Raw genomic sequence first — 24482 nt, forward strand, 5'->3', positions numbered from 1 at the left:
GCTCCGACAGAGAGAGCAAATCAAATGCGGATCAGTCGAGCAGGGTCGGTCGGCCCCGCGCTAAGGCAGCGCGAAAGCAATTTATTGCGGGCGGCAACCGCTCGTGCCGACGTAAAAGCCGCGACAGCGACAATTGCGAGGCGAACGTGCAACCAACCCAGCTCGAGTTACGCGACAATTCTACCGCACTGGCGTTGACCTGGCCGGACTGCGGCACCCGGCTCCTCCGCGCGGAGACGTTGCGTCGGGCGAGCCGTGCAGCCAGCGAAATCCGCCGGCAGGTGGATGGCATCGAGCTCACGGTTGCGCCGGGACTTCATGTCGCCGCCATCGAGCCGATCGGGAATTATGCATTGCGGCTGTCGTTCTCCGATGGGCACGATCGAGGCATCTACCCCTGGTCCTATCTGCGTGAACTCGCAGAACGGCAGCCAGCCTGAGGTCGCGCGATGGACGAGATCAATGACGGCCTGATGGAAGTTGCCTGCGACGTCCTGGTGATCGGCGGCGGGACCGCCGGGCCGATGGCTGCGTACAAGGCCAAGCAGAGCAATCCCGCAGCGCGCGTTGTCTTGCTGGAAAAGGCCAATGTCAAGCGCTCGGGCGCGATCGCAATGGGCATGGACGGCCTCAACAACGCTGTCATTCCCGGCTACGCCACGCCCGAGCAGTACACCAAGGAAATCACGATTGCCAACGATGGCATTTGTGATCAGGCACCGGTCTACAAGTACGCCTCACGCTGCTTCGACATCATCCAGGAGCTCGATCGTTTCGGCATCAAGTTCCAGAAGAATGAGAACGGCGATTTCGACGTCAAGAAGGTGCACCATCTCGGCTCCTACGTGCTGCCGATGCCGAATGGCGATACAGTCAAAAAGGCACTGTACCGGCAGTTGCGCCGCGAGAAGGTGCTGATCTCCAATCGCTACATGGCGACGCGCCTGCTCACGGGGCGTCACGGCGAGATCGCGGGCGCGATCGCGGTCAATACGCGAAGCGCAGAAGTCCTCGTACTGCGCGCAAAGACCGTGATTCTCTGTGCTGGCTCGGCAGGACGACTTGGCCTGCCGCAGTCCGGCTATCTCTGGGGTACTTACGAGAATGCCACCAATTCCGGGGACGGCTATGCGATGGCCTATCACGCTGGGGCGGGATTGGCGAACCTCGAATGTTACCAGATCAATCCACTGATCAAGGACTACAATGGCCCCGCCTGCGCCTACGTGGCCGGTCCGTTCGGGGCTTACACCACCAACAGCGAGGGCAACCGTTTCATCGAATGCGACTACTGGTCCGGCCAAATGATGCAGGAGTTCTACAACGAGCTGCAATCCGGCAAGGGCCCGATTTTCCTGAAACTCAATCATCTGCACAGCGAGACAATCGGCAAGATCGAGGAAATCTTGCATCATGTGGAGCGGCCGTCGCGCAGGCGTTTCCACGAAAATCGTGGCACGAACTACCGGGAGCGCATGATCGAGATGCACATATCCGAGATAGGATTCTGCTCGGGGCACAGCGCATCCGGCGTCTATGTTGACGAGTTTGCGCGCACCGCGGTGTCGGGCCTGTATGCTGCCGGCGATATGGCAAGTGTGCCGCATAACTATATGCTCGGAGCCTTTACCAACGGCGCCGTGGCCGGTGAGCACGCCGCCGAATTCGCTGCCGATAACGATCTTCCCGACTATGACCCTAGCGATGTCGCGCGGGAGCACGACCGTGTGCTGGCGCCGACGAAGCGGGAGGATGGGATTCCGCCGAACCAGCTCGAATACAAGACGCGGCGCTTTGTGAACGACTATCTTCAGCCGCCAAAAGTCACGGCGAAGATGCAGCTTGGGCAGGCGCGCTTTGCCGAAATCCGCGAAGATATGGAAAGCGCCATGGTGGCGCGCGATGCGCACGAATTGATGCGCTCGCTAGAGGTCGCCTCAATTCTCGATTGCGCCGAGATGGCGGCGTCCGCCTCCCTGTTCCGCACCGAGAGCCGCTGGGGCCTCTATCACCATCGGGTCGACTATCCCGAGAAAAACGACGACGAATGGTTCTGCCATACCATCCTTCGCAAGCAGAACGGGTGCATGACCGCAGAGAAGCGGGCGATCGCACCCTATATCGTCCCGATCGACGAATCCGAGCGTTCACCTTACGACCGCCAGCGCATTCGCCAGCACGCCTGAAGGACTCCATATGCCGATTGCTCATACGCCTACAATCGTGCCGGTCGTCGTCGATGAGGCCAAATGTATCGCCGACAAGGGTTGCACGGTTTGCGTCGACATCTGCCCGCTCGATGTGCTCAGGATTAGTGACCTCACGGGCAAGGCCTACATGAAGTATGACGAATGCTGGTACTGCATGCCGTGCGAGGCCGATTGTCCGACCGGCGCGGTGACTGTCAACATACCCTACCTGTTGCGCTGACATGACGGCAGCCCAGCCATTCGAGGCCTTCGGCGATCTCGACGAGATTTCAGAGCGGCTGCAAAGCCCGGACCCGGCGGTCCGCCGCCTGGCGGTCATCGAACTCGTGGAGACGTCGACGGATGAAGCCGTGCCTCTCCTGGCGCGAGCGGCGGGTGACGCCGATGCGGGGGTCAGGCTGCAGGCCGCGCGCGCATTGGGAGACTTCGATGGCATTGACGCGGCCAAGGCGCTGACTGGCGTTCTTTTCGATTCCGAAACTGGCGTCGCGCAGGCGGCCTCGCACAGTCTGGCGGAGCTCCGTGACCCCGCAACGAGCGCCGTCCTGCTCCCGTTGGTAACGCATTCGTCCAGCTTCGTGCGAGCCGCGATCCTCCGCGCTTTGAAGGCCCTCCAGGTCGCCGCATCGCTCGAGCCGGCCATTGCAGCACTCGGTGATAAGGCCCCTGCCGTGCGCGTGCAGGCGGTTGGTGTGATCGGCTATCTCAAGCTGATCGAAGCGCTTCCGTCGCTGATCCATGCGAGCAAGGATGGGAACCCCGATGTCAGGCTTGCCGCGGTCGATGCGCTGTCCTTTGCACGGAACGAGGCAGCTGCCCAGGCCGCCGCCGACGCGCTTTGGGACCCGGAATGGCAGGTGAGGGCGGTCGCCGCCGAGACGATCGGGCGGATCGGTCAGGCCTCCGTGGCAATGCCGCTTACCGGAGCGTTGGACGACAACTATTGGCAGGTTCGTCAGAAGGCCCTGCAAAGCCTCGGCAAACTACGCGTTCGGGGAGCGGTGGAAGCCATCATTCCCTTCCTCGAAGATCAGCTGCCGTCGCTCCGCAAGGATGCCGCCGCCGCGCTTGGTGAGATCGCCGATCCCTCCGCCCGCGGCGCCCTGGTTGGACGCGGCCGCGATGATGACCCGGATGTGAGGAAAACCGTGAGTTGGGCGCTCCAACAGATTGAGGCGCGCGCTACTCCTTGAACAGGATCGTCTTAAGCAGATCGAGCCGCTTGATACGGATGACGTTGCCCTCGATGCTGATGATGTGCTTGGTCTGAAAGCGCTTCAACATCATCGTGACCCATTGGCGCGTCGAGCCGACCATCGCGGCGATCTGGTCGTGGGTTACCTTGCGGTTGATGAGGACCGTGTTGCCATCCGCAATTCCGTAGAGTTCGGCGAGGTTCAATAGATACTGTGCCAGCCGCTCGATGACGGAGCGTGTGCCCAGCATCTGCGCCATCGAGGAGTAGCACTTGCCCTTGGCGATCAACCCGTCGATCATGGCCAGTGCGAAAGCTGGGATCCGGACAAGGAGCTTCTGCAATGTCAGACGAGACAATGCGGCGATCTCGCACTCCTCAATGGCCACGCCTGACCACATGTGCACACCGAAGCCTGAAATCTCTGGGCCTCCGACGAAGTGTCCAGGAGTCCAATAGGCCAGCGTGATCTCGCGGCCGGAAGGGGCAGTGTAGTAGACCCGGACCTGGCCGCGCCTGATGATGAAAATACCATCGTGGTGTTCGCCCTGGCCGAACACCATCTCGCCCTGCGGGACGAAGAGGGTCCGGCCGGCAGCTAGCACCTGCGTCTTTTCGGCGGCTGACAAGCGATCAAGGAAATGCGCACCGACATTCAGCCCCTCAATGTTCTCACTCAGAAAGAGCGCGGAGTCCGCGGTGGCAACGCGGCGATCAGACGTCGCGGTGGCCCGCGGCCTGGTGGGCCAGCCGAGCTGAACCGCGGCGCCAGTGCGCGCGATCAGGTCCCGAGTCTCGGCTTCGGTTACGTCCTTAAGGAGGGTCATTGCCAGCGGTTCGCCTTGCGGTTCGCGCCAAGCTAAGGCGGAGGCGAACACAAAGTCCACTTCTTTGATTGATGTAGAATGCACTTAGGAAAATGATGCCCGATATGCGGTGATGAGCGAACGATTCATATTCTCATAGAGGCGCAGCGAGAAAAGTTGGGTTCGTTCCCATTTGCGCATTGCGACGGAATTGAGACTCCGCGGGCGGAGCAAGCTGCCACGCAAGTAATTGCTTCGGCGTACACAACATCGGCTCAATAGTTGGTATCGGCTCAATAGTTGGTGCCGGATTTGCTGGCGGGTGTCTGCCGGCCGCGAGCAATCGGAAGAGGGCGCCAATGATCTCGTTCAAACTTGTCGGAATAACCGCCGCTGTCGCCGTTGCGACGATAGGCCTGATGGGCATATCGCGGGCGGAAACAATCCGCGTTGCGGTCGGAACGCAAGACACCACGATCAATTGCGCAACGGGCGGACTTCTTATTCGTGAGTTGAAGCTTTTGGAGAAATTCTTGCCACAGGACGGGAAGTACAAGGACGTCACGTACGACATCCAGTGGAAGAACTTTACGAGCGGGGCGCCGCTGACCAACGAGATGGTGGCCGGAAAGCTTGATTTCGGGGCGATGGCAGATTTCCCGGGTTCGCTGAACGGTGTGGCCTTCCAGAAAGCCGACCGGCACAGCCTCTTCATCAGCGTGCTGTCAGGCAGCACCAAGGGGAGCGGTAACGGCATCGTTGTCCCCGTAGGGTCGACGGCACAGTCGATTGCGGATCTGAAGGGCAAGACGATCTCTGTTCCTTTCGCCTCGACGTCCCACGGCATGCTGCTTCGCGCCGTTGAGGCTCAAGGATGGAATCCGGAAACCGACGTCAATATCATCACGCAAGCACCCGAGGTCGCCGGCCCGGCCTTGCAGGCCAACAAGATCGAAGCGCACGCGGATTTTGTGCCGTTTGCGGAGCTGTTTCCGTGGCGTGGAGTTGCCCGCAAGATCTTTGACGGTTCACAAGCGGGCACGCCGACATTTCACGGCTCTCTGGTCGATGCCGACTATGCAGAAAAGTATCCGGAGATCGTCACCGCCTATTTGCGTGCCGCGCTCGAGGCAGACCGCTTGATCGCGGAAGATCCTGTGAAATACAGCGAGCTCATCGCCAAGGTGACGGGCATCGAGGCCGAGGTCGTTTACCTCTTCCATGGGCCGCTTGGACTGCAGACTCGCGACTTCACGTGGAAGCCGGAATACCGGCAAGCGGTCGCGACGTCGATCAAGACGTTGAAGCACCTGAAGCGCACCGATAGTGTTCTCGATGTCGACCAGTTCGTGACCGACAAGTTCATCCGGGCTGCATTTGCGCAGGCCGGCCGCGACTATGACGTCCAATTGAAGAACTACGCTCAGCTTACACTGAAGGCCAAGGATGGGGTGACCGGGGCCGACATCACCGATTTTACTCGGGTGGCGCAGATTTGGGTCAAGGACGAGCCTCACGTGCGCCACTACGGCTCGCCCGAGAATGCCTTCAACGCGCTTGCAGCGTTGGAAAAGCAGGGCAAGGCGGTCCGCGTGGTTTATGCCCAGGATCGCGAGAGCGGCATCAAGCTGTTTGCGAGCCAGGCCTGGTTCGTTCGCTCACCCGGCGGCGAACTCAGTGCCTTCCTGCTTAGGGATCGTGCCGAGACCTGGTCGAAGCAGCATGGCGGACAAGTGCTTGACTACGCCGGGGCGCGCGATGCGGTCGTAGCGAGCAGGTAATGGCCTTCCAACTGGCTATGAACCGGCCGTTGCGTTGGCTGGTACGCGGTTGTTCGATCGCCGCCTGGGTCGCGCTCTGGCAGCTCGCCTCCATGCTGCACATGAATCTCGGCATCGCCACGTTCCGGAACGTGCCGCCGCCGACCGAGGTCGTGCAGTCGGCAATCCTGCTCGCAAGTTCGCCGAAGCTTCTGGCGCATGTCACGAGCAGCCTGTGGCGGGTGTTCGCCGGATATGGGGTGGCGGCCGTGATCGGAATAGCCATTGGCTTTGCGATCGGCCGCTCGCGCCTCGCCGGCGATCTTTTGCTGCCGCCGCTTGAACTCCTAAGGCCGATTCCGGCAGTTGCGTGGATACCGCTGTCGATCCTGATCTTCCCGTCGTCCGAACTGTCGATGATTTTCATCACCTTTATCGGTGCGCTGTTTCCGATCATCCTGAACACGGTGCACGGCGTTGCCAATATCGACCGCAGGCTGGTTGCCTCCGCCCGCAGCCTTGGAGGCCGGCCCGCCCCGATCCTGTGGGGGGTCATTCTGCCGGGCGCAGCACCTAGCATCGTCACGGGCCTTGCGATCGGTATGGGGACCTCCTGGTTCTGCCTCGTCACGGCGGAGATGATCTCTGGCCAGTTCGGCATCGGCTATTACACCTGGGAGGCCTATACGCTGCAGAACTATGCCGACATCATCGTCGGCATGCTGGTCATCGGTCTGCTCGGGATGGGCAGCAGCTGGCTGTTGACGGCACTGGGACAATATCTGATGCCCTGGCGGCGTGCGGAGCTCGCACGATGAACCTTCGGGTGTCGGATATCGCGGCGCATACCGTGGGACGGATCGACGTCAGCCACCTCTCCATCTCCCTCGGAGAGGGCAAGCTTGCCTTTGAAACAGTTTGCGATCTCGACTTCACGATCGCCCCGGCTGAGCTGGTCTGCATTCTCGGTCCGTCCGGCTGCGGCAAATCGACCTTGCTCGGCGCGCTGGCCGGGCATTTGCAGGTGACACAAGGCCAGGTGACGGTGGACGATCAGCCGATCCTCGGCCCGAACCCGGAGCGGGGGATCGTTTTTCAGCAGCACACGCTGTTTCCCTGGAAACGGGTCCGCGACAATGTCGCCTTCGGTCCGAAGATGCGCGGTATCGGCAGGGCTGAGCGGCGCCGTGCGGCGGACGATATCCTCAGGCTGGTCGGGCTGGAGGGTTTCGAGCGCTTCTATCCGTCACAGCTCTCCGGCGGCATGCAGCAGCGGGTCGAGATCGCGCGGGTTCTCATCAATCAGCCACGGGTTCTGTTGATGGACGAGCCGTTCGGCGCGCTCGATGCCCAAACACGCAGCCGGATGCAGGAGGTGCTGCTCGACATCTGGACCAAGATACCGACGACGACCGTGTTCGTCACTCACGATATCGAGGAAGGGCTATTCCTGGCCGATCGGATCATCGTCATGAGCGCGAGACCGGGACGGGTGATCGATGACATCCGCCTGCCATTTGGGCGGCCGCGGCAGAGCGAGCTCGTCACCGAGGGCGAGTTCGTGCGTCTGAAGCGACACGTGCTCCATCTGTTACGCCGGCCGAACGGGAAAATGCCGCTGCAGCGGCTGAGCCCACTTGGCATACCGATGGAGTAGGTACGGCGCTGCGGGGCCTGCGTCATCGGTTTCAAGCCGCTCCAGCATCGAATAAAATTGTTGTCGGGCAGACCCTCGCCGCGACGGTTTTTCTCGGCTTCGAAGGAAGCGGCGTAATTCGCGCATTTGAATCGTTCTGCGCCCTCTCAAAGGAATCTATCGTGGCCAAGATGACCAAGAACCAGCTAATTGACGCGATTGCGGAAGGAACGCAGATTTCCAAGGCTCACGTAAAGGCCGTCATCGAGCAGCTGGCGATGAGGGCGTCTCGCGCGCGATCGAATGGGCGCAGACGACGCCGGCCGACGAGGTGAGGGCGCGGTTCGACCGGATTCTCACGGATCGCAAGCGCAACGAGGGACGGTTCCTAGATCAAATATTGGAAGAGCACCGGCGTCGCGACCAAAGGCGGTGTGATCTCGGGCGGTGCGACTGGCTCGTCAAGGATGGTCTGTTCACGCCGGATCAGATCAAGGCGTCCGATACCTACACCAACGAGTTCAACTATTTCCGTCCCGGAAAGACGGCGGAGGCTCAATGACCTCGATCAACATCAGCTTCGAGCAACACATCGCGAATGCCGCCGCTGCTGCATGTTCACCTCATTAGGATAGGACAATTTCACTCGCATCACTGGAGGCGGCGATCTGCTCGGCGAGCTTGATCCCCCGCGCCATCTCGTCCCGGTAGACAAAGTCGCGGGCCTCGTCGGCCACCGTTGCGAAAATTGCCGCGATCAGTTCCGGTTCCGGTGGCAGCGGGATATATTCCTTGGCGCCGGCATGGATCGCCGCGGCCGCGGCGCGGGCGTCGTTGGTGATGCCGCAGGCGACGATCGGCACGTAAATGTGCGCGGCTTCCAGCCGCATCACGAGGTCGCGGATGTTGAGCCCGACATCGACCAAGAGCAGGTCGGCGCCCTTGCCGCCGCGCAATACCCGCATCGCCAGTTCATGATCCTCGGTCTGGGTGACGGTTGCGCCACTGTCAATGGCGATCTTAGTGGCCGTCGTGAGCAGGCCCTTCAACGTGCCGACAATGAGAAGCCGCATGCTATTATCCTATACGTCTGTTCGCGTCGTCGACGACGCGAGTCTATGAAATGTCACAGTATGCCTTGCATCGTCATGGCGACGCCGAGCTGTCTTTCAACAGCACCATCCCTCGCTCGTTGAGCTCTCGGGCAATGGCGGCCTGCGATTTGTGACGGAGATATTCGTGGAGAATCCAATTCACGATCTCGACTTGATTGGGCGCGCCGGGGATGAGCTTGACATGGTCGGTAAGCAAAGATTTGCGCTGGCCGAGCGTTAAAATGCCCTTCGGCCTGCATTGATCGTCGACGAGACGTCGTTGCAACGCGTAAGCCGCAGGGCCGCCCATTTTGAAGCCGCGATGCGCCAGTCGGACTGACCCTGCGAAAACTTTGGCGGAGAGTTCCCGACTGAACTCAGCCGCCATCACTCTCTTAATATTCTTCATGATGCCAGCGAGAAGGCTTCCGTCATTGTCGAATTGCTCCGCGCAATAAGCAACCTTGACGCCCGCCTTGCGGCAGATGAACTCGTAGTGCGCGCTCTCGTCAACATCCTGAAAGCGTCCCCACCGGCTCACGTCGAAGACAAGCAGATGAGCGAAGTCAGCGCGCCCCGATTGCACGTCTTCAACCAGTTCGGTAAGGCCTCCCCGGTTTTCGATTTTGAGGCCGCTTTCTCCCTCGTCACGATAGGTGCGGACGATGGTTAGCTTGTGAAGTTCGGCGTAGGTCGCGATGACCACTGCCTGATTCTCAATCGAGTATTGCTGGTAATCCGTCGACATGCGGACATACTGCGCCGCTCGTAGCGCTTTTTGCGACTGAGGCAGACGTTTCGCGTGTACAACAAGGGCGTTGCCCATGTTGCCTCCCCGCGGCGATATCGCGCCGCGCCGTATTGCGCATCGCAAACCATTTAGGCGCATCATCGAGTCCGCGCCATCGGAAAGTGTATTCAGAAAGAGTCAACTGCTATGTCGTATTTCTTGAAAGCACGTTGCGGCGTGAGAAGCGAGCTGCAGAGGAATGTGGGCTTGCGCTTTTGATGCTGTTGTCTAATCGCTGCCGGGGCGTCAAGCATATAATCGCTGAGGAGATACTGCCGGGTGCATGGTTGTCTTCGCGGTCGGCATCAGCCGCCGCATGATGGAGCTTCGCGGGACGAGCCTTCAATGTGGACGACGCACTTTGCTGAGTTAGCAGTGCAACAGCATCAGCGGAATGGCTCGGCTCACGTCTCGGCAGGGACGCCTTAGGCGTTCGGGTTCCGAACGCGATCGGGACTTATGCGGGAGCGCGCGGAAGTCTTGCAGCTGGAGATCGAAGGCCGGTCACGCCGGATACCTTTGGGACGCAGTCCGAACGCCCGCCCGAGACAGTAAGGCCTCTGAGGCTGCCATGAATGCGCTTGCGTACGAATTGTCCGTCAGCTTTGGTGACGGCAGGGTCGGCTGATCGGATCGCCGGCCCCTTTTGCGCGTTCGTGAGACCGATGGCTGGAGCAATCAGGAGATGGGCGCGGACGCCGCGATATCGTATCCTGCCCACGGCTATATGTGTACGTCTACGCAGACGTGACGCCGGAATCGGGAGGCATAGATGCTGGACTATTCCAAGGTGGGGTCATCGCCGCGGGAGACCGTGCTTGGAGACTTGCTCGGGCTCGCTGAGAAAACCAGGGCGGAATCTGGACTGAGCATCGGCTTCATGGTGCTGTGGATGAGCTTTAACGCCTGGGGTAGTATTCTAACTGAAGGGGACAAAGACATTGAGATGATCAATCGATTGGCGGCTGATCAGCGCATCGCCGATACGTTTAGGGATCGTCTTGCCTCCGACGCAGACTTTTCCACCACCGTGCAGGAATTTACCAATTACTGGCCGATCTTCTGCAACAGCGATATTGGACTCATGGGGTCGTGGCCAAATGTGCAAGCCTTGTACTTGGCCGGCCGGGCTGCCACCGCTCGCGAGCTCAAGAAGAACGAAAACAGGTCTGCGATCCGGAAGCCGGACGGAAGTCTCCGGCCGGGAGTGCGACGACGCCCACGCAACGACAATTTCGACGCTGCGAGTCCCTCATGGCCGGACGCGCTCGAAGCCCTCTATCAAGTCCGAAACAATCTAATGCACGGGACAAAGGGCTTTGACGGAGATGATCACCAGATCATGGAGGGGGCCTACAACACGCTGGATAAGTTTGTGCGCGGCTCAGGTCTATATCGCTGGCGCTGACGTCGCCTATCACGGCCAAGCCATATTTGGTGTCACACCGGGCCAAATCGATGCTTGAGAGCCGAAGCAACCCGTGAGCCACCAAATTGCGACCAGGGCTGGTGCCGTCGTCCGAAATGGATCAGGTGTAAAGTGGGGGATCAGAGTGAGAAATCTCGAAGCACGTTTAGCCCCAACGGTGGCCGGATGGGAGATGTCAGCGGATTCCTGATAAGGCTTCAGCGGCGCCTTCTGAAAGCACTTAAGTCGGTTTTGGATTTCGTAATTTGGCTCGTCGTTTTTGGTCTCGTCACGACCGGGGTGAACCAACTCTTTTCGTTGATCACCACAGGACGACTGCTCACGTCCGACGACGCAAGGCATCGCTGGGACCTTGTTCTGACCGGCTGGCATGAATTCGCGAGGCCCGCATGGATACTACCAGGCGCTTTGGTACTGGCTCTCGCGGGCCTTGCGCTGGTGCTTGCTCTGTCGAGCGCAGCTCTGTGCGATCAAAGGCCATCGGTGAGAGTTTACGGCCTGGTAGCGGAGCGGATTTTTAATCTCGCATACGGCCTTCTTTGCGGCCTGTTCACCTTGCAGATTGCTGCGTACCTTCTGGTGATTTGCTATGCGCAAGTATGGGTGAAACGCGATCCCCTTTTCACCGGACTGCTTCGCGATGTGGTCGCTGCAGTGTTTTATCTGATATTTGCGCTGGGCGCCTTCCGGTTGAGCGCGCGAATGATTTACGAACTGGTCATTAAGGGTACATCTTTAAGCGTTCGGATATTGATCTCCTTCCTCAGAGATAGCCGATCAACGCCTTCCCTCCCGCCTCCGGCGGACGCACCTGGTGGTATCCTCGTGATCTCCGACCTGCACCTCACTGTCCCCGGCGAGGGAACGTTGCAAGGCGGCAAGGACTCGCAACCCGCTCTGGACTTTATGCTTGAGGCGATCACCCGAACGCGGCCCCGGATTATACTGTGCTGCGGAGACGCGACCGATACGGGCGCCGCCGAGGCTTGGTTACGGCTGGAATCGGCAGTGAAGAAGATCGACTGCCCGTTCTTGTGCGTGCCAGGGAACCATGACTATCATTTCAAGAAAATGAGGCGCGAGGCTCGGGGAGTCCTGCCCTATCTGGCGGAGCTATTCTTATTGAAGAACTTGTTCGGCAGCAGCTCCTATCCTCCTGAGGAGGTGCTAAACCATCTGAACCGGTTGACAGCGAGCCCGATCAAAGGCTTTCCAGCGTTCATGAGCGGCGCGGATTGGGGCGTTGACATCCTGGTACTTGACAGCAATCGGAGGCCTTCGAACTCTCCCATCACCAATGCGCTCGGCCTCGTCGGGACTGCCCAGTTGTCCGCAGCGAGAAAGCTGCTCGCGCAAAATCGACGCAGCTCTCAACCGCTCCTCGTGCTGGTGCACCATCACATAGATCCTCCGGCGACGATCGGGCGCGCCGCGAGGGTATTTCTGCGCTGCCTGGACGCGGATAGCGTTTTGAAGTTGGCCCAAGACAATATGCCCGCAATCATTCTCCACGGGCACTTGCATATGCCGTATGTGTGCTCCGGTGCGGTGAGCGTTGTGTCGTGCGGCTCCGCGCTTTTTGACCCCGAAGGACCACTTAAAACTCAGCTTCGTGATGGCCCTTGTGCGTTTGTGCTGTTTGTCGAGGGCAATCAGGTGCGAATCTGCCATTATCACGAGATATAGCTTTTTCATGGTGACGTGGGCGGCAAGACCACGGTGGTTCACGTCGAGGACTACTGGAATATGGTATTCTGCACTAGCATCCCCGACGGTGGAAGGACACTAGTTCTTGAAGTTCAAGGATACGATGACCCAAGTGAACTAGGTGATGCTTCGCGGGGAGCGGATCGGCCCGAACGCGCGAGTTCGTGGATGATCGCTAGTCTTTCGCATGGTATTCGACGGTCCTAGCGGAGGACGGCTCGTTGTCCCGGTTTGTCATCATCTACACGTCGCTTAGCGCCGTCGCGGCGGTACTGCGCGTTTTCCTGAGGAGAGTGCACAGAACCCTGTACGGGGTACGTACGACGCTAGCGTTCATCGCCGTCATCTTGGTGACGTTCCTTGCAACTTCTCAGGCAGAGGAACTGGCCCTGACCCGCGCCGAATCTCCGCTGGCGTTGATCCGCATGCTGATCGCCGTAATCTGGTTCTCGGCGACGATCTGGCACTGTTCTGACGCGAAATTCAGGTCGAGTCCCATTCTGCTGGCGGGCCGCCTCGCCGCGTTCCGCCGATCGGCGGTGCCCGCACTTCTCGCGGTCGGCTTCGTCGGCGTAATGGCGATCTCCGAGGTTCGGGCGATGCAAATGGCTGCCGCGTTGCCGCGAGATCCAATCCGTATGTATCCGATCCTTGAGATGCAATCCTTGGGCATCCTGATGATTCCCACGGCTCTGCGCTCCGTGAAAACCCGAACTCGCCGACATCTATCGTGCGTCGGCCAGGCGTTCGTCCGGGCGTTGCGAAGCCGATTGCTGTTTGTCGTCATCAGCCTCGCTCTGTTCGCATGGGCTTTCTCCGCACCTGTCGGCTTCGCTTGGACCGTAGGACCCGAAGGGACGTTGCTGTTCGCCGCGTCGTGCTGGCTGACCGCGATCACCTATGCCCAGCTTTACTGGCGGCGTGAGTGGGTTGCCATTCCACTAGTTTTGATCGGATTAGCGACTGTGGTGAGCCTCTGGACCGACTCCCATTCGATCCGATGTACCGAATGCGGTGAACAGTCGTATCCCCAAGTCCACGCAATGTCAGCGAAAAACAGCGAAGACGATGACCGAAAGGTAAGCCTACGCGGGCCGGCGCCGCTTACGAACAAGCTCTATGCCTACGAGTTCTTGAACCAGCTCGACGAACGGCAACCCATCGTCCTCGTATCGGCCGCCGGAGGCGGTCTGAGGGCGGCATATTGGACGGCTACCATTCTGGGCGACCTGCAAGACCGGTTTCCTTCGTTCGACCGTCATACGTTCATGATCAGCGGCGTTTCTGGCGGCTCTCTCGGAGCGGGCGTGTATCGGGCTCTCCTTCACCACGCGCGACTTGGCAAGCCTGTCGCTTGCCGAAATCGCGCGCGAGACGCCGTTACGGGCTACCGATTGTGCGGGCAAGCTATCCTGGACCACGACTTCACGGGTCCGGTGCTTGCCGCGCTCCTTTTCCGCGACCTTCTCCCGCTGCCTTGGGTACCGGATCGATCGGCCGTTCTCGAGAAAGCCTGGGAGGCCGCGTGGCGGAACACGATGCTCGATCCCGGAGAAGGGCTCTCCCGACGCTTCGATCGGATCGACGCGACCTCACGCTTCCCTGTACTCGTTCTCAACGGAGTTTCCGCTCTGACCGGGCAGCGGATTTTGGCCGCCGGCCTCACCGAGAACGAGCAACTCCTCAACGTCGCAAAAGTCCGACCGCTGCCCCTATCGGCGGCCATCGGGATCAGCACCCGTTTTCCTTTCATCGAGCCGGCCGGCTCCGTGTACGACAGGGTAGGCCATTTTTATGACGCAGTGGTGGACGGAGGATACGTCGAGAACTTCGGATCGAATTCGGCACTCGAAGTGCTCCGCGAGATCGGCAATCTCATTCAGGACGATCGCGAGCCTCATCCTCGCGGTACTCGTCAGTTCATTCGGACCGCCGTATTCGTGCAGGTCAGCAGCGATCCTACTTTGGATGACGGATCGAATCTTCTGTTCAGCAACGGTCTCAGTTCAATATCCGTATTGCCGATAAGCCCGATAGGGTCGCCGGGTAGGGTGCGCAATTTGGAACAGGTCTGGGTGCCCTTTTTTGCGCTCTTGCGCGGCCAGTCGACCCAGAGCACCTTCACCGCGAGTCTGGTGTCCACCTACGTTGCTTCGATGAATGGAGTGTTCAGTCACTTCCGCCTTGCGGACCGTTACGCCCATGCGCCAGTGCTCGGATGGACGCTGTCGAAGCGATCGCAACTTCAGATCGACGGAGAACGGATACAAATGGGTAGCCGGATTATTACACATCTGCAGCGGCTTCTTTCCAGCCCCTAATCACGCCGAGTCCGCTCGCTGCCAGAGGTCCGACTTATCGCGAAACGCCAGATTTCGCCGTAGCTCAAATGGTGGGTTTTGGCCTAAGGAGGTCAAAAAAGCCTTATCTTACAATGGGGGTTGACTGACTTCCTCTGCCCTAGCTCCGCAATCCGTCATCGGTTGCGGGGTTGTGCCTTCGAGCCTATTTCCGCTTGATGTTCGGGCTGCTGGCTACCGGTTTGGGTTTGGGTGCGAATTTCTCGCCTGTTGTGACGGTCAGCTCGCCCTGCGTCGTTAGGTCCAACGGGTCGATACCCGACTTCTTGACCATGTCCTTCCAAACCTCAGTGAGGTCGTCGCAGGCGTTGGTGACCATCTCGGGTGTGCAGAGCTTCTGCCAGTCAGCCGTCATGTCGATCTCCTTGCCCTTTTGACCGCCTGCCTTGTCGATGAAGGTCTTGCTCTTTTCGGTCTTCTCCGGCTTTCCGTGAGCCAGCGTGTTGCGCGGGCGCTTCATCGCAGAGACCGAGCTGTACGGGCGCTTACCCCAATCGGGAGAGATTTTCAGGTGCTGAAAAACCTTGTCGATCTTGGTGTGGTAGTCGTCCCAATCATTCCAGAGAGGCAGTGTTTTGGTGCCGATGGCATTGAGGTACGCCTCGAATAAGAAAGCTAGCATCGTGTCCGCGGCCATGCAGGTAAACGTCAAACCTGCCTCGTCGTTATCGGCGACCTTCTTTTTGATGATGTCTACAAACCATAGCGCGGCGTTGTCGATTTAGTTGTGGATGTTGTGGTCGACGACTTCTTGCGCTTCCTTGTGAAACTTTTCGTCCATTTCCCAGCCTCCCATTTCCCGCCAAGCCATTTGGCCATTTTCGACGCGAAGCATACTCGACTTACTTGGGAGAAACCTCTTCGTGTCTTGATCGGGAAAGCCGTTTATTGCGCTTTGCTTTGCTTGATGGCCTACCCTCCGAGATCAAGGCTAATGCTCTCCTCCATGCCAACTCCCCGGACGGTAGGGGAATATCGAAGCAGCATCCGCAGGTCGCGATGCCCGCTGATTGATGCGACTTCGGCAGGGTTTAAGCCCATCTCGAAGAACCGGCTTATAGCTTCGTGCCGTAGGTCGTGAAAGCGTAGCTCCTGTATGCCGATAGACCCGCTACGCTCCGCACGTCGCTTGCAACGTTCCCAGGCAAGTCGGAATGCATTAGCGCTGACGGGGAATGCGTACTCGGCATCCGTGCTACAGTCTGCTCTCCGCTCTGTAAGAATCGCCTCGGCTCGATCAGTGAGCGGGATTGTGCGCGCCTTGTCGGTCTTGGTGAAGGGCACATGTAGGACGGCTGTATCGAAGCGCACGTTGCCATCGGATACCAAGCAGTTCGCCGCGCCTTAGGCCCGTTTCAATGGCGAGTTGAAGCCGTGCAATAGCCATGAGTGCTGATTCCGCTCGAAATCGCCCACGATTCCGAAATGAAATCGCCCACCATTCCGATTTGAAATCGCCCACCGTTCCGAGATGAAATCGCCCACCATTCCGGGATGAAATCGCCCGGGGGTAAGCGGCCTCTTCTGGCTCTGATAGGTCCCCTTCTTTCGGCTTTTGGAAGGAGTGGATCGGATGCCCATGGGGAGGTTTGCGATGCGCCACGTGCGCGATGTGATGAGGCTGAGGGCAGCCGGGCTTTCGATCCGGGAGATCGGGCGGCGGGTCGGGGCGGTGCCCTCGACGGTGCGGCTGACGATCCGCCGGTTCGAGGCGGCGGGACTGAGCTGGCCGCTTGCGGACGACATTACGGACGCGGTTCTGGAGGAGCGGCTGTTTGCCGGCGTCGGCACCAAGCCAGGCCAGAGGCGGCGCGCGGAGCCCGACTGGGCGGCCATCCATCGCGAGCTCAAGCGCAAGCACGTAACGCTGTCGATCCTCTGGGAGGAATATATCGCCAGCGAGCCGGACGGCTACCGATATAGCCGCTTCTGTGAACTCTACAGAGCCTGGGAAAGCCGCCTGTCGGTGACGATGCGCCAGTCGCACGCCGCCGGCGACAAGCTGTTCGTGGACTATGCGGGCGACGGCATCCCTGTCGTGATCGATGGCCTCACCGGCAAGCGGCGCACTGCGCAGATCTTCGTCGCGGTGCTGGGCGCGTCGAGCCTCACCTATGCACAGGCGACCTGGACGCAAGGCTTGGCCGACTGGATCAGCGGCCATGTCGGTGCGTTCGAGGCGATCGGCGGCGTGCCTGCGCTGGTCGTGCCTGACAATGCCAAGACGGCCGTGATCAAGGCGTGCTTCTACGATCCCCAGATCAACCGCAGCTACGCCGAGATGGCAGCGCATTATGGCACGGCGATCCTGCCGGCGCGGCCGCGACGCCCGCGCGACAAGGCCAAGGTCGAGCAGGCGGTACTGGTGATCGAGCGCTGGCTGATCGGAGGCCTGCGCCACCGCATCTTCCACAGCCTCGCCGAGCTCAACGCAGCCATCGCAAATATGTTGCGCAGGCTCAACGACGAACGCCCGATCCGCCGGCTCGGCGTGACGCGCCGGCAATTGTTCAACGAGATCGATCGACCGGCACTGAACGCATTGCCCGAGGCCCCTTACGTCTTCGCGGAGTGGCGTATCTGCCGTGTCAGCATCGACTATCACGTCGACGTCGGAGACCACTACTACAGCGTTCCGCACCGCTTCGTCCGCGCCGAGGTCGAGGTGCGGCTCACCGCACGTACTGTGGAGATCTTCCACAAGGGCGAGCGGATCGCCGCGCATCAGCGCATGAGCGGCAACCACAAGCACACTACGGTGCCCGAGCACATGGCCTCAAGTCATCGGCGCTACGCCGGCTGGACCATCGAGCGGATCCGCCAGGATGCCGCGGCGATCGGGCCCGCGACCACGGCGCTGTGCAATCTCATTCTCGACGAGCGGCCGCATCCTGAGCAGGGCTTCCGCGCCTGCCTCGGCATCATCCGGCTCGCTCGATCCTATGGAGGCGACCGGCTTGAAGCTGCTGCCACACGCGCGATCGACATCGGCGCGCGCACCTACGGCTCGGTCAAATCCATCCTCGCCAACAACCTCGATCGTCGTCCCGCACACAGGCCCGCGGACGGGATTGCGATCGTCCATCCCAACATCCGCGGGCCGCGCTACTACAATTAGGAGAACAGACGTGCTGACACATCCGACCCTCGATCAGCTTCATGCGCTTGGCCTGCATGGCATGGCCAAGGCCTTCGTCGACATCCAAGCCTCGGGCGACGCAGCCAGCCTCGGCCACGCCGAGTGGCTCGCGCTGCTGCTTGAGCGCGAAGCCTCCTTGCGTCACGACAAGCGCCTGTCCGCACGCCTGCGCTCTGCCAAGCTGCGCCAGCAGGCCTGTGTCGAGGACATCGATTACCGCACGCCCCGCGGCCTCGATCGTGCGCTGTTCGCCCAGCTCGCCGAAGGCAGCTGGATCGACGCACACGCCAATCTTTTGATCTGCGGCCCTGCCGGCGTGGGCAAGAGTTGGTTAGCCTCTGCGCTTGGCAACAAGGCCTGCCGCGACAACCGCTCGGTGCTCTATCAGCGCGTGCCGCGACTGTTCTCCGAACTTGCGCTCGCCCGCGGCGACGGCCGCCATCAGCGCCTGCTGCGCGCGCTCGGCCGGGTTGATCTCCTGATCCTCGACGATTGGGGGCTCGAGCCACTCGATGCGGCTGCGCGCCATGATCTCCTGGAGATCCTTGAAGATCGTTATGGCCGTCGCTCCACCATCGTCACCAGCCAGCTGCCAGTCGACCAATGGCATGCCCTGATCGGTGACCCCACCTATGCCGATGCCGTGCTCGACCGGCTCGTCCACAACGCGCACCGGCTGGAGCTGTCCGGCGAAAGCCTGCGCCGCACCAGGGCCCAACAGGCCGCACGCAAGGCTTGAGCCAGGGCGCTGTGGACATGACGCTTCGCTTGGACAACGCCTGCGGCGTTGACCACATGCCCACAGCAACAGCAGACGAAAACCCAATCATCGGATTTGTTCGGGATTGACCAGGCCCCGCAACTGGTGCCAGGGAAGGTCTGCCAGAACGCCTCTCTCCCCCGGGCGAGATCAACTCGGAACGGTGGGCGAGATCAAATCGGAATCCTGGGCGATTTGAAATCGGAATGCCTGGGCGAAATCATCGGAATCCGCAGCCATGAGCCGGCCACTGTGCTGCACGCGTTGGTCAACGCCTGTAGTTCGCCCGGCTTTAGCCTGCGTTCGCGTCCCTCCGGTGCCTTTGGCCTTCTCAGTCCGGCAAGGGGGTTTTGTAATGCGGTGTAACCCCACTCGCTGCGAGCCATCTCGAAGATGGAGCTTAATAGCCCCAGTTCCCGTATGACCGTGCCTGCCTGCACCTGCTTCAGGCGCGCGTCGCGATAGCGGCTAAAAGTAGCTGCCTCGATCCTTGCAAGTGGCAGTGCGCTCCATCGTTGACGGAGGAACACTTCGATCCGCTTTCGCTCCGGGACGATGCCGCGCTTTTCGCTCGTGACATTGCCGCGATAGCGCGTGAGGAGTCCCTAGCGATATCGCGGTTGCCTGTGGACCACTTGACGAATGAGATGCTCGAGCCTCTGGATTGGGGCGATCGCGCAATCATTTGTCAAGCACCGAGCAACTATCAAACCTCAGAGGTGACGGACTGAGATAGCAGGCGTATCGAGGCGAGGTGCTGATCGCCCGGAACGGGATCGTTTGGCGCATGAACAACGCAAAAGAAAATACAACTTCGGCAAAGACACTAAGCGTCCTCCGGCGAGATTGGGCGTGCTGGGCGCGGCAGGTTCAGCAGAATCTGTCAAACTCGCTTTCTTCGAAGTGGAGAACTTGAGCGAAATGTTTGAGCCGAGCCAACTGGAGGACGAGGTTATCTGCACGGTGAAACGGGGGCTGACTCAAACCCGCAGCGCTCCGGATATGTCACCGCGTTTGAGAGGCGGTGTTTTCGGCAGATTGACGGTTCGCGCTAGGTACAGCGGGACTTGGTCCCCTTCGGATGAACGAAGAAACGGCTGACGTTAGCGCCGAGGCACGAGCGATTTCAGTGCAGACTTGACGCATTTGCTTAAGGCACCGACGTGCGTTCCGTTTGACCTAAAAAAACAGTTCGGCGTGTTGCATGTATGACATGGTTGGAATCGGAATTGGTCCCTTCAATCTCAGCCTTGCCGCTCTCGTAAAGCCGACGGGCCTGCGGTGTTTGTTTTTTGAAGATAAGCCCGGTTTTACCTGGCACGCCGGCATGGCGTTTCCCAGCGCCAGGTTACAAGTGTCACATCTCAAAGATTGTGTGTCGCTCGTAGATCCAACCAGTCCGTTCTCATTTCTCAATTTTCTGCTTCAGACCGGCCGACTCCATGCGTTCGTCAATCGACGGTCTGGCGGGGTCTCCCGCAATGAGTTTGGTCAGTATTACGCTTGGGTTGCAGATCAGCTGCCGTATCTCAGATTTGGACAAAAAGTATTGGACGTGCGCTCCGAAACCACACATTTTCGTCTCTCGACGAGCCAGACGGAATGTCGCGCTCAACACGTCGTGCTTGGGCTCGGAATCTGTCCTGACGTCCCGGATTGCGCGCGGCCGTTGTTAGGCGAACGTGTCTATCACGTAGCGGAGTATCTAAATAGACCGCCGCCGGCCGCGGGAGAACGGGTCTTGCTCGTGGGTGCCGGGCAAAGCGGCAGCGAGGTGATGGAACAGTTGCTCTCCGGCCCACCCCTGAAGCAGATACTTTGGGTTACACCCTACGATAACCTCGAACCAATGGATGATTGCGCCTTCACGAACGAGTTCTACACGCCCTCCTACTTGCGCCACTTCCAAACTCAGGCCCTCTCGCGTCGACGAGAATGGGTGCAGGCCAAGAGGCTGAGCAGCGATGGGGTGTCGCGGGATCTCGCAAATCAGCTATTCTCCAAAATATATGAACACCGCTTTGTCGAGAACAAGAACGCCAGCATCCATCTGGTTGTCAGTGCTCGCCTTGACAGCCTTCGGCAGAACGATGCGGCTTTCGAAGCTGTCCTCAAGTGTACCGAGACAGCAGTAACGCGCAGGGTGGCGATCGATCGTGTGATCCTTGCCACTGGTTTTGTGTCAAACACTGCGCCATTTCTTGACGGAATCATGCAGCTCGCCTGCACTGAGAATGGTTTGCCCAAGATCAGAGCAGATTGTTCACTGGAGAGTCGGATTGCCCTACCAGGCAAGATCTACCTCCAGAACAGAACACGCATTCAGCACGGCTTACAAAACCCGAATCTGTCTCTCGTCGCGTACCGCAACGCAACCATCATCAACAGCATCATGGGAAAGGAGTTCTATCCGCTGAACTCGAACCGCTCAATGCTTTCGCGTCTGGCGGAATTGCGGGAGGAGCGATGAAAAAGCTGCGCGAGAACGTGGCTGCCCGCCATTTCAACGCGTCGAAGTTCTCGATCGAGAGAGGCGGGTCCACAAGCTTTGACTGCCATGCCGATCACGAGATGCTGTTCGTGTTCTCCGGCCTCGGCGAGGTCACCTATGGTGACGGAACGCTTTCCACGGAGCAGCTCACCCCCGGAGACATGATACTGATGCCGCCGTTCGCTGCCCATCTTATAAAGAACACAGGAGCAGAAACCCTTGTGATGGGAAATGTGTGGTGGGAGGACCGGCAGACCATTGACGAACGGGTCAAGGCACCGAAAAGCGAGCGCCGTCTGCGCGTGGTTCTGCCAAGCTTTACGACACCCAATGGACGCATGCATCTCGGCCATCTGGCCGGGCCGGTCGTCGCAGCTGACATATTTACCCGTGCGCAACGGACACTCGGGTTCGATTGTTACCAGCTTTGTGGCTCATTGGGCTTTCAGACGCATGTGGGGATAACCGCTGCGCGCGAAGGCCGAAGCTATCGTGAAACGTCGCGAATGTACTCGGATGATTTCCTCGCCAATTACCGTCTGCTGAAAATAGATTTCGATGTGTTCGCGACGCTGGATGAGCTTCCGCGGTTCGAAGAGATCGCGCGCGAGTTCTTGAGCGCCCTGGACGCCTGCGGCCATCTGATCGAGAAAACCACTCGCGTTCCGTACTGTGAGCATGGGCACGGATACCTGTTTGAAGCAAACGTGCGAGGCTTATGTCCGCACTGCGGCGGAAAAATAAGCTCGGAATGTGAAAACTGCGGGCTGTTTGTGCCTGATGAAGAACTGGTGGATCCGGTGTGCAATCACTGCGACCGCCCAGCTGCATGGCGCCCGCTAAAGCGCATGTTCGTGCCACTAGAGCCGCATCGGGCCGTGCTCGAGCGGCTCTTGATGTCGGGGGCCTACGTCGGCAAAATGCCGGATTTCGTCGCCAAGGTGCTGCAGCACAAGCTACCGAGCATTCCACTCGGAATCTCTTCATCGGAGGGAATCGCTCTCCCGTTCCGCGGGCAAGAGGACCTGAAGCTCTATTCGGCTGTTGAGCTCGTCCCCCGCTTCTTGACGGCACAGGATATGCTAGCCTCCAGCGCGGAACTCGGCTCGGCCGAAATAGAGCTTGCGCTGTTCTTTGGCTCCGACAACGCGTATCTGCGCTGCATCATCTTCCCGATTTTGCTGCACCTGTTTAATGCCAGCAGATTTCGCATCGTGGGGTTTTTTGCCAACGAATTCTACCAACTTGACGGCTACAAGTTCTCCACCTCTCGGGGCCATGTCATATATGCCGATGATCTCATTCGCCAGGGAATTCCCGCCGACTGGCTGCGCTTATATGTTTGCTATACGCGTCCTGCGGTTGCCGCGACGAGCTTTAGCTTTGGTGAAGCGTTTGATTGGATCGAACGGCGCCGCAGACGACTCGCATCCGTCATTCAGATCATCAGCAACGCCGTCGAAACGCATCACCGTGGGACAGTGCCTGAGCCCGGCACTTGGGAGCGCCTGCATCGCGCATTTTATCAGCAGCTTTGCGAGCGCCGGCATGAGGGCGGGCGGCTATTCTCCGTCGAAGGTTTCGAGCCGCGGCAGATCGCAGAGTTAATCGATCGCTTGCTTCGCGATCTTGACAGGTTTGCAGTAGAATCGCTGCACGCTCGCTATCATCCGGGCATCGAGCGCGCCGCTTGCGCTCTCAGTCTTGTGGGCCTGCGGCTGTGGGCGACGCTTGCCTGGCCTGTGATGCCTGAGCTGTGCAGCGCAGTCCTGGAGCGCCTCGGGAGCCGAGAAACGCCATGTCTGAACCGCGCCTTGCAGTGGGTTCCCGCCGGGCGGTCCTTTGACATCGGAGGCTGGGCTGCATGACGGAGTTTCTACTCTATATCAATTATCGCCGCCTCATACGAGAAAGCATTCGTGCATTCGAAGCGGCGCATCGGCTGGGTTACCGCGTTGCCGTGCTTGGTCAGCCGCTGCCGCCGGAACTTGCCAGCTATGTCGACGAGTGGCGTCAATGCAATCCGGCGAGCCTTGACTCGCTCGAGAGCGCGGTCGCGGAGTTCAGAAACTCTATCCAAATCGCCGGTGTGGTCTGCTTTACGGAAACTGCTGTCGAAGCCTGCGCCATTGTTGCCGCGAAATTGCGGCTGCCCGGGTTGCCGCGGGCATCCGTGTCTGGGGTGCGGGACAAATCGATACTGCGCGAGCGAACCCAGTCGGTTTCCGGCGTCACGCACCGCCTTTTGCACAATGATAGCGATCTGGAAGAGTTCATCGGTGTGGCGGGGCTCCCCGTCATCGTCAAGCCGTTGAATGCCTCGGGCAGCACCGGAATTTATCTCATTCGCGAGTCTGCCGACCTGGATGTCTTTCATTCCAGTAGCAAGAAGATCGGCAATCCGACGTACGACCCGACCTTGCGCCGGAAAACGCTCACGTTCCTGGCCGAACGTTATATCGCCGGGCAGGAAGTGAGTGTGGAAGGATACGTCTCCCACGGTGAAGTCACCATTGTCGGGATCACGCACAAGCTCACCTCGGATCCTTATTGCCTAGAGGTGCGGCATATCTTCCCTGCCGACCTCGACGGTGAGATGCGCTGCATGATTGAAGAAAAGGCCAAAGACTGCGTGCTGGCGCTGCGTCTTGATAATGCATCCTTCCACCTCGAAGGCAAGTACGACGGACCGCAGTTCACGCTCATTGAGGTCGCTGCCCGGCCGGGCGGGGATTACATCGCGTCGCATCTTGTCCCGCTTGCGTTGCAATATGACTTTTACGAAAACCTTGCTCGCATTGCAGTGGGCACGGTGCCTCTCCCCCCGCCCGCGCCGCAGCGCGTGGCAGGAATCCATTACGTCTTGGCCCAACAGGAGGGGCGGCTGCTCGGCTACCATGGCCTTGAGGCGGTTCTCGATCACCCTTGGGTAGAGCAGGCGATCGTCGAAACATCGGTCGGTACACACATTGTGCTTCCGCCAAACGATTTCCGTCTTCAACGTCTGATCGCGGTGATCAGCACCGCGCCGAACCAAGCACTGCTCACAAAGCATCTCGATTGGGTATCGAAAACGATCACCCCGGTCTTCGCCCGCGAGTGAAA

The 24482-nt window shown here is 59.6% G+C and carries 19 protein-coding genes and 1 pseudogene; 15 read left to right on the plus strand and 5 right to left on the minus strand.

What is annotated here, in order from left to right:
* Positions 1-146 precede the first annotated feature (146 nt).
* The 4 genes from XH85_RS05305 to XH85_RS05320 are packed head-to-tail and all read left to right on the plus strand — an operon-like array spanning position 147 to position 3403.
* Positions 147-440, plus strand: coding sequence for a gamma-butyrobetaine hydroxylase-like domain-containing protein (locus XH85_RS05305; RefSeq protein WP_245473892.1), 294 nt, complete (start codon positions 147-149; stop codon positions 438-440).
* A 9-nt stretch (positions 441-449) separates the two neighbouring features.
* Complete coding sequence (locus tag XH85_RS05310) at positions 450-2186, plus strand: fumarate reductase/succinate dehydrogenase flavoprotein subunit (RefSeq protein WP_128931045.1); 1737 nt, start codon at positions 450-452, stop codon at positions 2184-2186.
* A 10-nt stretch (positions 2187-2196) separates the two neighbouring features.
* Positions 2197-2430 (plus strand): 4Fe-4S dicluster domain-containing protein, encoded by a 234-nt coding sequence (locus XH85_RS05315; RefSeq protein WP_128931046.1) that lies wholly within the window; start codon positions 2197-2199, stop codon positions 2428-2430.
* A gap of 1 nt (position 2431) precedes the next feature.
* Positions 2432-3403, plus strand: a complete 972-nt coding sequence (locus tag XH85_RS05320; protein ID WP_128931047.1) for a HEAT repeat domain-containing protein — start codon at positions 2432-2434, stop codon at positions 3401-3403.
* On the opposite strand, the gene XH85_RS05325 is transcribed toward XH85_RS05320, so the two are convergent.
* Positions 3393-4283 carry a Crp/Fnr family transcriptional regulator gene (locus tag XH85_RS05325; protein WP_245473893.1) on the minus strand — a complete coding sequence of 297 codons (891 nt, stop codon included), beginning with the start codon at positions 4281-4283 and terminating at the stop codon, positions 3393-3395. The two genes, XH85_RS05320 and XH85_RS05325, sit on opposite strands and share 11 nt — an antisense overlap.
* A 347-nt stretch (positions 4284-4630) precedes the next feature.
* Between XH85_RS05325 and XH85_RS05330 the strand changes: the two genes are divergently transcribed.
* The 3 genes from XH85_RS05330 to XH85_RS05340 are packed head-to-tail and all read left to right on the plus strand — an operon-like array spanning position 4631 to position 7628.
* Complete coding sequence (locus XH85_RS05330) at positions 4631-5992, plus strand: ABC transporter substrate-binding protein (RefSeq protein ID WP_245474214.1); 1362 nt, start codon at positions 4631-4633, stop codon at positions 5990-5992.
* Positions 5992-6789 carry an ABC transporter permease gene (locus XH85_RS05335; RefSeq protein WP_208758088.1) on the plus strand — a complete coding sequence of 266 codons (798 nt, stop codon included), beginning with the start codon at positions 5992-5994 and terminating at the stop codon, positions 6787-6789. The genes XH85_RS05330 and XH85_RS05335 overlap by 1 nt, the downstream gene beginning before the upstream one ends.
* The gene (locus tag XH85_RS05340) at positions 6786-7628 is read left to right on the plus strand and encodes an ABC transporter ATP-binding protein (RefSeq protein WP_128931049.1); all 843 of its coding nucleotides are present in this window, start codon (positions 6786-6788) and stop codon (positions 7626-7628) included. Before XH85_RS05335 ends, XH85_RS05340 begins: the two co-directional genes overlap by 4 nt.
* Before the next feature lie 614 nt (positions 7629-8242).
* Here XH85_RS05340 and XH85_RS05355 read toward each other — a convergent pair.
* Positions 8243-8680: pseudogene (locus XH85_RS05355) on the minus strand (sigma-54-dependent Fis family transcriptional regulator); the annotation flags it as partial.
* A 73-nt stretch (positions 8681-8753) separates the two neighbouring features.
* The gene (locus XH85_RS05360; RefSeq protein ID WP_245473894.1) at positions 8754-9527 is read right to left on the minus strand and encodes a recombinase family protein; all 774 of its coding nucleotides are present in this window, start codon (positions 9525-9527) and stop codon (positions 8754-8756) included.
* Between the two features lie 736 nt (positions 9528-10263).
* Here XH85_RS05360 and XH85_RS05365 point away from each other — a divergent pair.
* The 3 genes from XH85_RS05365 (at position 10264) to XH85_RS05375 (ending at position 14948) form a co-directional block, all read left to right on the plus strand.
* Complete coding sequence (locus tag XH85_RS05365; protein ID WP_128931050.1) at positions 10264-10899, plus strand: hypothetical protein; 636 nt, start codon at positions 10264-10266, stop codon at positions 10897-10899.
* Positions 10900-11085: 186 nt separating this feature from the next.
* Positions 11086-12606, plus strand: coding sequence for a metallophosphoesterase family protein (locus XH85_RS05370; protein ID WP_128931051.1), 1521 nt, complete (start codon positions 11086-11088; stop codon positions 12604-12606).
* 242 nt (positions 12607-12848) lie between these two features.
* Positions 12849-14948: a patatin-like phospholipase domain-containing protein gene (locus XH85_RS05375; protein ID WP_128931052.1), complete on the plus strand. Its 2100-nt coding sequence runs from the start codon at positions 12849-12851 to the stop codon at positions 14946-14948.
* A 184-nt stretch (positions 14949-15132) separates the two neighbouring features.
* On the opposite strand, the gene XH85_RS05380 is transcribed toward XH85_RS05375, so the two are convergent.
* Positions 15133-15624, minus strand: a complete 492-nt coding sequence (locus tag XH85_RS05380; RefSeq protein WP_164940706.1) for a hypothetical protein — start codon at positions 15622-15624, stop codon at positions 15133-15135.
* Between the two features lie 275 nt (positions 15625-15899).
* A complete protein-coding gene (locus XH85_RS47795) occupies positions 15900-16298 on the minus strand; it encodes a site-specific integrase (protein ID WP_164940707.1) in 399 nt (132 codons plus the stop codon).
* Positions 16299-16581: 283 nt separating this feature from the next.
* Here XH85_RS47795 and istA point away from each other — a divergent pair, with 283 nt between their 5' ends.
* The 5 genes from istA to XH85_RS05410 all read left to right on the plus strand — a co-directional run bounded on the left by istA (position 16582) and on the right by XH85_RS05410 (position 24480).
* Positions 16582-18105, plus strand: a complete 1524-nt coding sequence (gene istA, locus XH85_RS05390; protein WP_164940911.1) for an IS21 family transposase — start codon at positions 16582-16584, stop codon at positions 18103-18105.
* A gap of 10 nt (positions 18106-18115) precedes the next feature.
* Positions 18116-18865, plus strand: a complete 750-nt coding sequence (gene istB / locus XH85_RS05395; protein ID WP_128931055.1) for an IS21-like element helper ATPase IstB — start codon at positions 18116-18118, stop codon at positions 18863-18865.
* Positions 18866-20090: 1225 nt separating this feature from the next.
* Positions 20091-21356, plus strand: a complete 1266-nt coding sequence (locus tag XH85_RS05400) for a lysine N(6)-hydroxylase/L-ornithine N(5)-oxygenase family protein (RefSeq protein ID WP_128931056.1) — start codon at positions 20091-20093, stop codon at positions 21354-21356.
* On the plus strand, positions 21353-23245 hold the full coding sequence (locus XH85_RS05405; protein ID WP_128931057.1) for a class I tRNA ligase family protein: 1893 nt from the start codon (positions 21353-21355) through the stop codon (positions 23243-23245). The genes XH85_RS05400 and XH85_RS05405 overlap by 4 nt, the downstream gene beginning before the upstream one ends.
* Positions 23242-24480, plus strand: coding sequence for an ATP-grasp domain-containing protein (locus XH85_RS05410; RefSeq protein ID WP_128931058.1), 1239 nt, complete (start codon positions 23242-23244; stop codon positions 24478-24480). The genes XH85_RS05405 and XH85_RS05410 overlap by 4 nt, the downstream gene beginning before the upstream one ends.
* The last annotated feature ends 2 nt before the right edge of the window (positions 24481-24482 follow it).

Source organism: Bradyrhizobium zhanjiangense, assembly GCF_004114935.1.
Lineage (GTDB): Bacteria > Pseudomonadota > Alphaproteobacteria > Rhizobiales > Xanthobacteraceae > Bradyrhizobium > Bradyrhizobium zhanjiangense.

Bases quoted from the DNA above. Each gene is read 5' to 3' on its own strand.
- XH85_RS05315 (WP_128931046.1), top strand. From the start codon at position 2,197: ATGCCGATTGCTCATACGCCTACAATCGTGCCGGTCGTCGTCGATGAG.
- XH85_RS05320 (WP_128931047.1), top strand. From the start codon at position 2,432: ATGACGGCAGCCCAGCCATTCGAGGCCTTCGGCGATCTCGACGAGATT.
- istA (WP_164940911.1), top strand. From the start codon at position 16,582: ATGCGCCACGTGCGCGATGTGATGAGGCTGAGGGCAGCCGGGCTTTCG.
- XH85_RS05360 (WP_245473894.1), bottom strand. From the start codon at position 9,527: ATGGGCAACGCCCTTGTTGTACACGCGAAACGTCTGCCTCAGTCGCAA.
- XH85_RS05370 (WP_128931051.1), top strand. From the start codon at position 11,086: ATGGGAGATGTCAGCGGATTCCTGATAAGGCTTCAGCGGCGCCTTCTG.
- XH85_RS05410 (WP_128931058.1), top strand. From the start codon at position 23,242: ATGACGGAGTTTCTACTCTATATCAATTATCGCCGCCTCATACGAGAA.
- XH85_RS05330 (WP_245474214.1), top strand. From the start codon at position 4,631: ATGGGCATATCGCGGGCGGAAACAATCCGCGTTGCGGTCGGAACGCAA.
- XH85_RS05400 (WP_128931056.1), top strand. From the start codon at position 20,091: ATGTATGACATGGTTGGAATCGGAATTGGTCCCTTCAATCTCAGCCTT.
- XH85_RS05365 (WP_128931050.1), top strand. From the start codon at position 10,264: ATGCTGGACTATTCCAAGGTGGGGTCATCGCCGCGGGAGACCGTGCTT.
- XH85_RS05335 (WP_208758088.1), top strand. From the start codon at position 5,992: ATGGCCTTCCAACTGGCTATGAACCGGCCGTTGCGTTGGCTGGTACGC.
- XH85_RS05380 (WP_164940706.1), bottom strand. From the start codon at position 15,624: ATGGCCGCGGACACGATGCTAGCTTTCTTATTCGAGGCGTACCTCAAT.
- XH85_RS05405 (WP_128931057.1), top strand. From the start codon at position 21,353: ATGAAAAAGCTGCGCGAGAACGTGGCTGCCCGCCATTTCAACGCGTCG.
- XH85_RS05310 (WP_128931045.1), top strand. From the start codon at position 450: ATGGACGAGATCAATGACGGCCTGATGGAAGTTGCCTGCGACGTCCTG.
- XH85_RS05340 (WP_128931049.1), top strand. From the start codon at position 6,786: ATGAACCTTCGGGTGTCGGATATCGCGGCGCATACCGTGGGACGGATC.